Source organism: Bifidobacterium sp. LH_419, assembly GCF_056356955.1.
Window position 1 is genome coordinate 27,329 of record NZ_JBKEVG010000018.1, and the last position, 13,117, is coordinate 40,445.

A 13,117-nucleotide genomic window follows, 5' to 3' on the forward strand; every position below is an offset into this window, starting at 1 on the left:
TCGCCGATATGCCTCTAAACGCGTTTCTACGGGGCGCTATGGCGTTCGTCGGTGAAAACGAGTAGAATTACCCGCAGTATGGCCGAAACGCTCCATGGCCCCGTAACGGGCGATTTTGGGGCATAGGCCCGCGAAACAACCCTTCGCGTGAAGAACATGCAGGGAACATGTAGGAAGGAAGCCCTGTGGCGGATTCGTTGGACAATGCCGAGAGCAAGGAAGAACAGCTCAAGGCCGCGGACGAACACATCAACACCACCGAACTGCAGGAAGGCGAGCTCGACGAGTCGATGACCCCCGAGCACTACGACGCCTCCGATCTGAAGGTGCTCGAAGGCCTGGAGGCGGTGCGCATCCGCCCGGGCATGTACATCGGCTCGACGGGCCCGCGCGGCCTGCACCACCTCGTGTACGAGATCGTCGACAACTCCGTCGACGAGGCGCTCGCCGGCTACGCGAGCCACATCGAGGTGTCGATCCTGCCGGACAACGGCATCCGCGTCGTCGACGACGGCCGCGGCATCCCGGTCGACATCGTGCCCGGCGAGGGCATCTCCGGCGTCGAGACCGTCATGACCAAGCTGCACGCCGGCGGCAAGTTCGGCGGCGGCGGCTACGCGGTCTCCGGCGGCCTGCACGGCGTCGGCATCTCCGTCGTCAACGCGCTCTCCACGCGCGTCGACGTCGAGGTGCGCCGCCAGGGCTTCCACTGGACGCAGACGTACATCAACCAGCATCCGACCGACCGACTCGCCAAGGGCGAGCCGATGGCCGAAGGCGAGTCCACCGGCACGTCCGTCACGTTCTGGGCGGACCCGGCGATCTTCGAGACCACCGTCTACGACTTCGAGACGCTGCGCTCCCGCTTCCAGCAGATGGCGTTCCTCAACAAGGGCCTCAAGATCTCGCTGACCGACCTGCGCCAGGTCGACCAGGCGGGCGACGAGGTGGCCGGCGACGGCGACAACGTGGCCGAGGAGCTGCACCAGAGCGTCACCTACCAGTACGCGAACGGCATCAAGGACTACGTCGACTACCTCGTCAAGTCCCGCAAGGCGACGCCCGTCGAGGACGAGGTCATCAACTTCGACGCCGAGGACCTGAAGCTCGGCATCTCCGCCGAGATCGCGATGCAGTGGACCACCGCCTACTCCGAGGCCGTGCACACGTTCGCCAACACGATCTCCACCACCGAGGGCGGCACGCACGAGGAGGGCTTCCGCGCGGCGCTCACCTCGCTCGTCAACCGCTACGCGCGCGAGAAGAACATCCTCAAGGACAAGGACGAGAACCTGTCCGGCGACGACGTGCGCGAAGGCCTGACGGCCGTGGTGTCCGTCAAGCTCACCACCCCGCAGTTCGAAGGCCAGACGAAGACCAAGCTCGGCAACTCCGAGGCGAAGACCTTCGTGCAGCGCGTCATGACCGACAAGCTGGGCGACTGGTTCGACGCGCATCCGGGCGAGGCGAAGAACATCATCCAGAAGGCCATCGAGGCGTCCCGCGCGCGACTGGCCGCGAAGAAGGCGCGCGAGAACACGCGCCGCAAGTCGATCTTCGAGTCGGCCGGCATGCCGGACAAGCTCAAGGACTGCCAGTCCTCGAACCCGGAGGAATGCGAGCTGTTCATCGTGGAGGGCGACTCCGCAGGCGGCTCCGCGATCCAGGGACGCAACCCGATCACGCAGGCCATCCTGCCGCTGCGAGGCAAGATCCTCAACACCGAGCGCGCCAGCCTCGACCGCATGATGAAGTCCGACACCATCGAATCGCTGATCACCGCGGTCGGCGGCGGCTACGGCGAGGACTTCGACCTGTCGAAGGTGCGCTACCACAAGGTCATCATCATGGCCGATGCCGATGTGGACGGCGCGCACATCGCCACGCTGAACCTCACCCTGTTCTTCCGCTACATGCGCCCGATGATCACCGCCGGGTACGTGTACGTGGCCATGCCGCCGCTGTACCGCCTCAAGTGGACCAAGGGCCCGCACGACTTCGTGTACACCGACTCCGAGCGCGACCGCGTGCTCGCCGAAGGCAAGGCGAAGGGACGCCAGCTGCCGAAGGGCGAAGGCATCCAGCGCTACAAGGGTCTGGGCGAGATGAGCTACCAGGAGTTGTGGGAGACGACCATGGACCCGGAACACCGCGTGTTGAAGCAGGTGCAGATCGAGGACGCCGCCGCGGCCGACGAGACGTTCTCGATGCTCATGGGCGACGAGGTCGAACCCCGCCGCCTCTTCATCCAGCGCAACGCCCGCAACGCCGCCTGGATCGACGCGTAGCGCGGGGACCGCAGAACTTTGCGCCCCCTTTAGGGGGAGCAAATCGCAGGGCAGCTGACAGCTTCCTTCACGGGAGCGAATCGAAGACAAAGGAAACGTAAGTGGCAGATGAGAACAACAACGATGACGGCCTGAATGAGGGGCAGATCGACGGCCAGCCGACCGGCGACGGCTCGATGGAGCCGTTGAGCCCGCAGGAGGCCGACAACACCGACTACGGCCTGATGACCGGCGAACGCATCCAGCGCAAGGACCTCCAGGTCGAGATGCGCGAGTCGTACCTCGCGTACGCGATGAGCGTCATCGTGGACCGCGCCCTCCCGGACGTGCGCGACGGCCTCAAGCCCGTGCACCGTCGCGTGATCTACGCGATGTACGACGGCGGCTACCGCCCCGACCGCGGCTACAACAAGTGCTCCCGCGTCGTCGGCGACGTGATGGGCAAGTACCACCCGCACGGCGACTCCGCGATCTACGACACCCTCGTGCGCATGGCCCAGTCGTGGTCGATGCGCTACATGCTCGTCGACGGCCAGGGCAACTTCGGCTCCCCCGGCGACGACCCGGCCGCCGCCATGCGTTACACCGAGTGCCGCATGGCGCCGCTGTCGATGGAGATGGTGCGCGACATCGACAAGGAGACCGTCGACTTCGTGCCCAACTACGACGGCAAGACGCAGGAGCCGACCGTGCTGCCCGCGCGCTTCCCGAACCTGCTGTGCAACGGCTCGTCCGGCATCGCCGTCGGCATGGCGACGAACATCCCGCCGCACAACATGCGCGAGGTGGCGGACGGCGTGCACTGGGCGCTCGACCACCCGGACGCGAGCCGCGAGGAGCTGCTCGACGCGCTCATCGCCCGCATCAAGGGCCCCGACTTCCCGACCGGCGCGACGATCCTCGGCCACAAGGGCATCGAGCAGGCGTACCGCACCGGCCGCGGCCTGATCACGATGCGCGCCGTCGTGAACACCGAGGAGATCAAGGGCCGCATGTGCCTGGTCGTCACCGAACTGCCGTACCAGGTGAACCCGGACCGTCTCGTCGTGTCCATCCGCGAGGCCGTGCGCGACGGCAAGATCCAGGGCATCGCCGACATGCGCGACGAGACGTCCGGCCGCACCGGCCAGCGCCTCGTGCTCGTGCTCAAGCGCGACGCCGTGCCGAAGGTCGTGCTCAACAACCTGTACAAGCACTCCCAGCTGCAGCAGACGTTCGGCGCGAACATGCTCGCGCTCGTCGACGGCGTGCCGCGCACGCTCTCCCTCGACGCGTTCGTGCGCCACTGGGTCGCCCACCAGCTCGACGTGATCGCCCGCCGCACCGCGTACCTCAAGCGTGAGGCCGAGGAGCGCGACCACATCCTGCAGGGCTACCTCAAGGCCCTCGACATGATCGACGAGGTCGTGGCCCTGATCCGCCGCTCCCCCGACGCCGACGCCGCGCGCACCGGCCTGATGGAGCTGCTCGACGTGGACCAGGTGCAGGCCGACGCGATCCTCGCGATGCAGCTGCGCCGCCTCGCCGCCCTCGAACGGCAGAAGATCCTCGACGAGCACAACGAGCTCATGCGCAAGATCGCCGACTACGCGGACATCCTCGCCAAGCCGGAACGCCAGCGCAAGATCGTCGGCGACGAACTCGACGAGATCGTCGCCAAGTACGGCGACGACCGGCGCACGCGCATCCTGCCGTTCTCCGGCGACATGACCGAGGAGGACCTGATCCCCGAGGAGAACGTGGTCGTCACCGTCACGCACTCCGGCTTCGTCAAGCGCACCAAGGCCGACGAATACCGCGCGCAGCACCGCGGCGGCAAGGGCATCAAGGGCGCCAAGCTGCGCGAGGACGACGTGGTGGACCACTTCTTCCTCACGTCCACGCACAACTGGCTGCTGTTCTTCACGAACAAGGGCCGCGTGTACCGCCTCAAGGCGTATGAGCTGCCCGAGGGCTCGCGCGACTCGAAGGGCCAGCACGTGGCGAACCTGCTGCAGTTCGGCCCGGACGAGAGCATCCAGGCCGTGCTGTCCATCCCGAACTACGAGGTCGCCAAGTACCTGGTGCTCGCCACGCGTTCCGGCAAGGTGAAGAAGACCGCGCTGTCCGAATACGATTCGCCGCGTCAGGGCGGACTCATCGCCGTGCGCCTCATGGCCGACGAGAACGGCGACGCCGCGGACGAGCTGATCGGCGCCGCGCTGTGCAACGCCGAGGACGACATCATCCTCGTCTCCAAGCTCGGCATGAGCCTGAAGTTCCAGGCCGACGACGCCCAGCTGCGCCCGATGGGCCGCCAGACCGCCGGCGTGCAGGGCATGAAGTTCCGCGACGGCGACGAGCTGCTCGCGATGGACGTCGTGCCGTCCGAGACCGACAAGGACCTGCTCGTCGTCACGAACGAGGGCTTCGCCAAGCGTTCCGCGATCTCCGAGTACCGTCTCCAGGGCCGCAACGGCCTCGGCATCAAGGCCGTGCAGCTCGCCGAGGGACGCGGCTCTCTGGTCGGCGCGGTCGTCGTCTCCGAGGACGACCAGGTGCTCGCCATCATGAAGTCCGGCAAGGTGATCCGCTCCGCCGTGGCCGAGGTCAAGCGCACCGGCCGCAACACGCAGGGCGTCACGCTCGCCAAGCCCGACAAGGGCGACGAGATCATCTCCATCGCGCGCAACGAGGAGACGGACGACGAGGAGCAGCCCGCCGACGGACAGACGCCCGTCGGCGCGGACGCGACGGACGCCGCGGAAACGACCGCCGACTCCGCCGCCGGCGCCGCCGTCGAGGCGGCCGGCGCGGAGACTGTGAACAACGGGCCGGAGCAGGCGTAATCGTCTGCGAAGATTGCTAGTCTCTCTAGAGATTCAGCGAATCGTGAAGGAGCAACATGAGCGACAACCAAGAAGAGCTGCACGAGGAGCGCGTGCCGGAAGTGAAGCTGCCCGAGCGGCCCGAAGCCGAGCAGGAGCATGCGCCGCGCGTGGCCCGTTCCGTATCCAACAAGCCGCTGATCGATGAATCCCAGGCACGCGAGCACGCCGAATCCAAAGCGCAGCCGTCCGCCGGCGTCTCCGGCGGCATCAAGGTCCGTCCGGCCGTGCGCCGCGGCACCCCGCGCGCCCGCCGCATGAACCTGTCCCTCACGCGACTCAACGTGTGGAGCGTGGCGAAGGTGTCGTTCATGATGTCCATCGCCGGCGCGCTCATCCAGATCATCGCCGCGGCCCTCGTCTGGCTGTTGCTCAACGTGGTCGGCGTGTTCGACCAGATCACGCAGATCGTCGCCTCCACCGGCCTCAACGCGGACGGCTTCAACCTGGCGCAGGTGTTCTCCCTGCCCACCGTCCTGTCCGCCGTGACGATCTTCTCCATCGTCGAGATCGTGCTGGTCACGATCCTCACCGTGGTCGTCGCCGCGATCTACAACGTCGTCAGCTCCCTCGTCGGAGGCGTCCACGTGACGCTCGGCGACGACTGATCGCCGGCTGACGGATAGGCCGGTATCCGACCGGTTTCGCAACGCAAAGGGCCCGCTTCGGCGGGCCCTTCGTCGTATGTGGGCTGTGTGGGGAGGGCGTGTCTGTATTTTGCGCTGTATTTTGCGCCCCTTCAGGGGGAGCTGGCGCGCAAAGCGCGACTGGGGGTGCGTGTGTGCATGTGCGTGTGTGTACATGTGCGCGTGCGTGGTGTGTGTGGGGTTGTGTGCGTGGGCATGCGTAGGGCGTGTGGGGTGTGTGCGTAGGTCGTATTGGGGCATAAGGGGTGGCGGGGATGCCTGCTCCCCCATGCTTGGGGGAGCTGTCGGCGAAGCCGACTGAGGGGGGCCTGAAATTGCGGAAGGAAGTCCGCCGATCGCTCCTCCGCGGCATGGTGCAGCCTGTCCGTTCGTCCCTCGATGAGAACCGGGGGTGTTTCCATGTCGAGGGACAATCGTTCAGCCGAAATCCTGCCCCTCGGCGAGGAATCGGTCTGAACTTGCGTCGAGGGACAAGTTTTCTTGCCCCTCGACGCGATTCGCAGGTGATTTCGCGTCGAGGGGCGGCGCCCGGCGGCGTGGGCGGTATCGGTGGTGCGCGGAATCGTTGGAAAACAAGGGTTTTGGTGATTTGTGGCGATCGGGTTCGTTGGCGATTCTTGCCCCTCGGCGTGAATGACATGTGATTTCGCGTTGAGGGACAAGGAAATGCGTCTCTCGACGAAGATTCGGAACGATTCCTCACCGAGGGGCAAGATGCCTGTCCCTCGGCGTGAATCAGGACGAATCGGCTATCGAGGGGTGCCCTCCTCCGAGGATGCTTCTCAGCCCGGCGAAGCCGGACGGTTCCCCCTGAAGGAGAACAAGGTATGGGGAATGTGTGATTCGGCGAAATAGCAGGGTTGTAAGCGGTCACAATATTGGGTTATGATAAGGGCAACCATTGTTGGTTGCGTTATCATTCGCGCGGTATCAACGCGGACATGGGAAGGATATGTCCGGTGCCGGCACGATTCGATGACGAGGAAGGAACAAGGAGGATCTTTCATGATCATCAGGAAACTGTTCGGAGGGGGAATCGCGGCGGCCACACTGCTGTCGGCCGGCGTGCTCGCCCTGCCTCTGAGCGCCCAGGCGGATCAGACCGCACCTGCCGCTGTGTCTGCGGAGACCGTGGTCGCAGCGCAGGAGACGACCAAGCCGAATCCGCCGGCGACGGATGTGCCGGCCACCGACAAGGTGCCGACGTACACGAAGTTCGAGGCGATCGCCGATCCCGGCTCGAAGGACAAGAACTATTTCCAGCCGCTCTGGTACGCGAAGGACTCCGACGAGGCGACCACCGGCCACCACATCCAGGCGCACGGTGGACAGGTCGTGCCCGTCCAGGAGAACGGCCAGACCGTCTACTACTGGTACGGCGAGGACCGCTCCTCCGGCTACTACAACTCGCACGGCGTGCACGTCTACCGCTCCACCGACGGCATGAACTGGGTGGACAAGGGCGTCGCGATGCGCTCCATCTACTATGACGGCGAGCTCGCCGACGACAGCTACTTCACCGACCTGTACGGCCTGAAGAAGGCGGACGGCACGTTCGACGAGGCCAAGGCCAAGAAGATCGCGTTCTACCTCAACACCAACACCGACGAGGACGGCGACGGCGTCAAGGACACCGCCAACGCCATCTTCGAGCGTCCGAAGGTGCTGTACAACGCGAAGACCGGCAAGTACGTGATGTGGTGGCACGCCGACGGCTCCCCGACCGTCGCGTCGACCTCCAACTACGCGCGCTCGCTGGCCGCGGTGGCCGTCTCCGACTCCCCCACCGGCCCGTTCAAGCTGACCGGCGCGTTCCGTCTGCCGAACCGCGAGGACTACACGACCGGCCACAAGGCTGCCGTGCCCGGCGGCTCGCGCGACATGACCGTGTTCCAGGACGACGACGGCACCGCGTACCTCGTGTGCTCCTCCGAGGAGAACCGCACGCTGTACATCGCCAAGCTGAACGACGACTACACCAACGTGGTCAAGACCACGAAGGACACGTCGAAGGTCAAGGACATCGACCTGCAGTACTCCGAGAACGGCGAATACCCGTACACGCTGGCCGACGGCGGCGAAGGTGCCCCGGTCGCGGGACAGGACTTCGTGATCGTCAAGGACCGCGGCATGCTCGAGGCCCCCGCCATGTTCAAGGCCGACGGCAAGTACTACATCATCGCCTCCGGCGCCACCGGCTGGGCCCCGAACAAGCAGACCTACTACACGGCCGACTCGGTGTTCGGATCCTGGATCCGCGGCGTCAAGGCCGACGACCAGTACGAGAACACGAACTTCGCGAACCTGCCGGAAGGCGCGGACGGCCTGCTCTCCGTGGGCGACACCCGCGGCACGACGTTCGGCTCGCAGACCGCCTCCGTGTTCCAGATCCAGCCCGGCAAGTTCATCTACATCGGCGACCGCTGGGATTCCGGCAAGTCCGACTCCACGTACGTGTGGCTGCCGATCACCATCGACAAGACCACCGGCGCGCTGACCATGCAGAACCCGGCCACCCAGGATCCGGCCACGTACGGCGACGGCTGGGACGTGAGCTACTGGGAGCAGTCCGCCGACAACCCGCTGAACCTCGCCTCGATCACCGTCGACGGCAAGGCCATCGACGGGTTCAACGGCGGCACCACCTCCTACACGGTCGACACCGGCGTGTGGGGCAAGGTCCCGACCGTCAAGGCGGTCGCCGCGAACGCTGCCGACACGACGGTGAGCGTCGACGCGAACATCGCGCGCGCGATCATCACGGTCGCCTCCAAGACGGACCCGGCCAAGACCCGCGTGTACACGGTTCGCTACACCTCGACCACCGAAGGCGCGAAGGCCGTCTCCGACCCGTGGAAGACCACGAGCTGGGGCAACGCCGGCGCGTTCGCGCAGGGCGAGACCGACGGGCTGTTCCGCATCACCGACGCCTCCAACACCGGCGCGTGGACGAACAAGGACAACCTGACCACCATCTACCAGCCCGCCAAGCTGGGCGTCGGCGACTCCATCGAGACGACCATCGTCTCGTCCCAGGCCGGCAACAACGAGGACCCGCGCGCCGGCATCATCGTGCGCAACGATCTGAGCGCGTCCGGCCGCGGCACGGCCCGCGGCTACGCGCTGCTCGTCGCCAGCCTCAAGGGCAGCTACTTCCAGACCGATTCGGACAACAACGGCTACATCGACAAGGAATCCGCCAAGGCGACCGACGCCGTCACCTCGGTCGATACCCCGATCGCGCTCAAGCTCGTGCGCACCAGCGCGACCGAGATCGAGGGCTTCTACCGTCTCGCCGGCGCTTCCGCGTCCGAGTGGAAGAGCCTCGGCACGGCCACGCTCGGCTCCGACGCAGCCGACAAGCTCGACGTGGGCGTCTTCGCCACGTCGAACAACGGCCGCGGCGACTACACCGCCATCTTCGACGGCACCACGGTGACCGCCAAGGGCGAGCCCGAACCCGAGCCGACCGTGACCGGCATCACGGTGGACGCCGGCGAGGCCAAGACCGACTACGCGGTCGGCGACACCTTCTCCGCGTCCGGCCTCAAGGTCGCGAAGACCCTGTCCGACGGCAAGACGGCCGACGTCACGGAAGACGGCTACACGCTGACCGGCGCCGACCCGGACGGCAAGGCGGTCGACCTGACCAAGCCGTTCGCCGAGGCGCTCGCCGGCAGGAAGGTCACCGTGACCGTCGCCCTCAAGGACGACGCCACGAAGACCGCCTCCTTCGAGGTGTCCGTCAAGGCGAAGGCGGTGACGCCCGAGCAGGCCACCGTCACGTCCATCGCCGTGACCAGGAAGCCCGCGAAGACCGAGTACACGGTCGGCGACGCGTTCGACCCGGCCGGCCTCGAAGTGACCGCCACCCTGTCCGACAAGACCACGCGCGTGCTGACCGCCGACGAGTACCTGCTCACCGGTTTCAGCTCCGCCAAGGCCGCGGACGCGGTCACCGTCACCGCCACCTACACCGGCAAGGACGCGGGCAAGAACCTCAAGCCCGCCACCTTCACGGTCAAGGTCAAGGCGCAGCCGTCCGGCGAGGGCGGCAACGGCGGTAATGGTGGCAACGCGGGTGACTCCGGTAACGCTGGTTCCGGTTCCGTCAACGGCAATTCCGGTAACTCCGGCAATTCCGCGACATCCGGCAACGCCGCCAACGGCTCCGGTTCCGGCCTCTCCGCGACCGGCTCCGCCGTCGCGCTCGCGGCCGGCGTGACCGCGCTGCTCGCGCTCGCCGCCGTCGCGCTGTTCGCCCTCCGTCGTCGCGACTGACCGACGATGACGCGATGACCCCCTCAGTCGCGTGAAACGCGACAGCTCCCCCTGAAAGGGGGCGCAGGGAGACGGTCATGCGCAAAGCGCATGTCAATCCCTTGCGCCCCCTTCAGGGGGAGCTGGCCGGCCGCAGGCCGGACTGAGGGGGTTTCACTACGCGGACTGGCGGGTGATGATCGAGGTGGGGAGGAGCTTCACGTAGTAGGACGGGACGTCGTCGCCGTGCAGCATGCGCAGCAGCGTCTCGGCCATCTCGCGGCCGTGCAGCTGCGAATCCTGCCGCACCGTGGTGAGTTTCGGATTGGTGAGCAGGGCGAGCGGCGAATCGTCGAATCCGGTGACGGCGATGTCGTCGGGCACGCGGCGTCCGAGACGGGTGAGCTGGTTGATGACGCCGATGGCGATGCTGTCGTTGGCGCAGACGAATCCGTCGATGTCGTCCAGCATCGGCTGGAACGCGACGGCCGCCATCTCGCCGCTGGTGATCTCCCAATCGTCGGCGTAGTACACGCGGCGATCGTCGTAGGCGTCGCCCACCGCGTCGCGGAACCCGTCGAGACGGTTGCCGGCCGTGGGCGAATAGCCGGGGCCGCACACGTAGACGAGACGGTTGCGCCCGGATTCCAGCACGTAGCGCGTGATCGCGCGCTGGCCCTCCCTGTTCTCGAAGTCGATGGCCGGGTACGGCAGGTCGCCGCGGTCGCTCACCTCGGCGCGCACGACCGGCCGCCGGACGTTCAGGAAGGCGTTGGCGAGGCTGTCGTCCTCGCTCAGCGAGAACAGCAGGTAGCCGTCGGCGAAGTCGCTGTTGACGAGCTGCGTGATGCGCTTCGTCGAGTCCGCGGAGTTCGCGATGAGGGTGACCATCTGGTAGCCGGCGTCGCCGAGCACCTGGTTGGCGCCGGCCATCGCCTCGGAGACGCTGGCCTGCACGAGCGTCTCGTTCGCCTCGACCTGGATGATGAGCGCGATGGTCTGCGTGCGCTGCTGGGCGAGCGAGCGGGCGGCGTTGTTCGGCGTGTAGTGCGCCTCCTTGATGGCGGCCGAGATGCGCGCGGCGGCGTCCTTGGAGACGTGCTCGTTGCCGTTGAGGTAGCGCGAGACCGTGCCGTAGGAGACGCCGGCGATCCGCGCCACGTCGCGGATGGTGGCCCGTTTGGGTGCTGCTGTCATGTAAGCCATCGTAGGTGATTCCTTTCCCGCGCCTTCGCTCCCGCGCGCTCTCGCTCCTCGTCGATGCGACACGCACGCACGTGTGACCGGTCACACTTCAGTGTATACTACGGAAGCGTAATCGGTCACACGAGAGTGTCGGCCGAAGCCTCAAGGAAGAGAAAGGCGATTGACATGAAGTTCTCGCTGAAGAAGACCGTGGCGGTGGTTGGCGCCGCGGCGATGCTGGTTTCCGTGGCCGCGTGCGGCGGCTCCGATCAGGGTTCCGCCGGCGACGCGAACGGCGACGTCACGCTGAACCTGTGGGCATGGGAGCCCACGCTCAAGCCGGTCATCAAGGCGTTCGAGAAGAAGTACCCGAACATCAAGATCGACTTCAACAACACCGGCAAGGCGGACACCACCGTCACCTCGCTGAACAACGCGATTCAGGCCGGCAGCGGCATCCCGGACATCGTCCAGCTCGAATACATGACCATCCCGCAGTTCGTGATCGGCGAGCAGAGCCAGCTGGCCAACATCAAGGACAAGACCTCCGGCTACGACAAGTTCTACACGCCGGGCACCTGGAACTCGGTGAGCCTCAACGACGGCGTCTACGCGCTGCCGATGGACTCCGGTCCGCAGGCCATGTTCTACAACAAGGCCACGTTCGACAAGGCCGGCATCACCGAGGCCCCGAAGACGTGGGACGAGTACTACCAGGACGCCAAGAAGATCCGCGCCCTCGGCGACAACTACTACATCACCGCCGACGCGGGCGACATCAAGGTCATGACCGCGTTCCTGTGGCAGGCCGGCGCCAAGCCGTACGAGTCCAAGGGCGAGAACGTCACCATCAACTTCACGTCCGATCCGCAGGTGAAGACCGTCGCCGACTTCTGGCAGAAGATGATCGACGAGGACCTCATCAACACGAAGGTCGCCACCTGGGCCGACGAGTGGAACCGCGGCATCGGCGACGGCACCATCGCCTCCATCTTCGAGGGCGCGTGGATGCCCGCCAACCTGGTCTCCAACTCCGCGGCCGCCAAGGGCAACATGCGCGTCGCCCTGCAGCCGAACTGGGACGCCTCCAAGCCGTCCAACGGCGAGAACGGCGGCTCCGCGCTGGCCGTGACCGCCGCCTCCAAGAACCAGGACGCCGCGTACAAGTTCATCGAGTTCGCCAACCACAGCAAGGAAGGCATCAAGATTCGCACCGACGGCGGCGCCTTCCCGGCCGACAAGGCCACGCTCAAGGACGCCGACTTCCTCAAGGGCTCCGATGAGGTGCGCGCCTACTTCGGCGACCAGGACTACAACCAGGTGCTCGCCGAGGCCGCCGACCAGGTGACCGAATCCTTCCAGTTCCTCCCCTACGCCGGCCAGGCCAACACCATCTACGGCGACTACGTGGGCAAGGCCTACACCGACAAGTCCACGACCCTGCCGAAGGGCCTCGCCGCCTTCCAGAAGGCGCTGGTCAAGTACGGCACCGATCAGGGCTTCACCGTCAAGGAGGGCTGATTCCCCGGAACTGATTCCCCGGAAATCGGTCCGCTGAGACCGATGATCCAAGACTTCTCCTGAATCCTCCTTCACATCAAGGCCGGGCTCCCGTTCGCGGGAGTCCGGCCTTTTCCTTGTGTGATGATCTGCGCGGGGTATCTCTCCCCCAGTCCGCTTCGCGGACAGCCCCCTCGTCAGAGGGGGCCAAGACGGCGGATACCCCCTCAGTCGCGCTTTGCGCGACAGCTCCCCCTGAAGGGGGGGTGTTCCTATGTTTTTGTCAATTCTGTAGGGGGTTGATGTGTCGGGTTTTGGTTGGTTGTCGTGGGCGTGCTTCGCCTTGCCGGTGGCGACCGGTGTGTTCGTC

Annotated in this window: 6 protein-coding genes; 5 read left to right on the plus strand and 1 reads right to left on the minus strand. The window is 66.1% G+C overall.

The window, feature by feature from the left end; translation table 11 throughout:
• Window positions 1-185: 185 nt before the first annotated feature.
• The 4 genes from gyrB to AC1AYX_RS09720 all read left to right on the plus strand — a co-directional run bounded on the left by gyrB (window position 186) and on the right by AC1AYX_RS09720 (window position 10,083).
• Window positions 186-2,288, plus strand: a complete 2,103-nt coding sequence (gene gyrB, locus AC1AYX_RS09705; protein ID WP_476503282.1) for a DNA topoisomerase (ATP-hydrolyzing) subunit B — start codon at window positions 186-188, stop codon at window positions 2,286-2,288.
• Window positions 2,289-2,389: 101 nt separating this feature from the next.
• The gene (gene gyrA / locus AC1AYX_RS09710) at window positions 2,390-5,116 is read left to right on the plus strand and encodes a DNA gyrase subunit A (RefSeq protein WP_476503283.1); all 2,727 of its coding nucleotides are present in this window, start codon (window positions 2,390-2,392) and stop codon (window positions 5,114-5,116) included.
• Window positions 5,117-5,172: 56 nt separating this feature from the next.
• Window positions 5,173-5,763, plus strand: a complete 591-nt coding sequence (locus AC1AYX_RS09715) for a DUF3566 domain-containing protein (RefSeq protein WP_476503284.1) — start codon at window positions 5,173-5,175, stop codon at window positions 5,761-5,763.
• A 1,044-nt stretch (window positions 5,764-6,807) separates the two neighbouring features.
• On the plus strand, window positions 6,808-10,083 hold the full coding sequence (locus tag AC1AYX_RS09720; protein ID WP_476503285.1) for a bacterial Ig-like domain-containing protein: 3,276 nt from the start codon (window positions 6,808-6,810) through the stop codon (window positions 10,081-10,083).
• Between the two features lie 156 nt (window positions 10,084-10,239).
• Here the strand turns inward: AC1AYX_RS09720 and AC1AYX_RS09725 are convergent, their stop codons facing one another.
• On the minus strand, window positions 10,240-11,259 hold the full coding sequence (locus AC1AYX_RS09725) for a LacI family DNA-binding transcriptional regulator (RefSeq protein WP_476503286.1): 1,020 nt from the start codon (window positions 11,257-11,259) through the stop codon (window positions 10,240-10,242).
• Between the two features lie 174 nt (window positions 11,260-11,433).
• Between AC1AYX_RS09725 and AC1AYX_RS09730 the strand changes: the two genes are divergently transcribed.
• On the plus strand, window positions 11,434-12,768 hold the full coding sequence (locus tag AC1AYX_RS09730) for an ABC transporter substrate-binding protein (RefSeq protein WP_476503287.1): 1,335 nt from the start codon (window positions 11,434-11,436) through the stop codon (window positions 12,766-12,768).
• Window positions 12,769-13,117 lie beyond the last annotated feature (349 nt).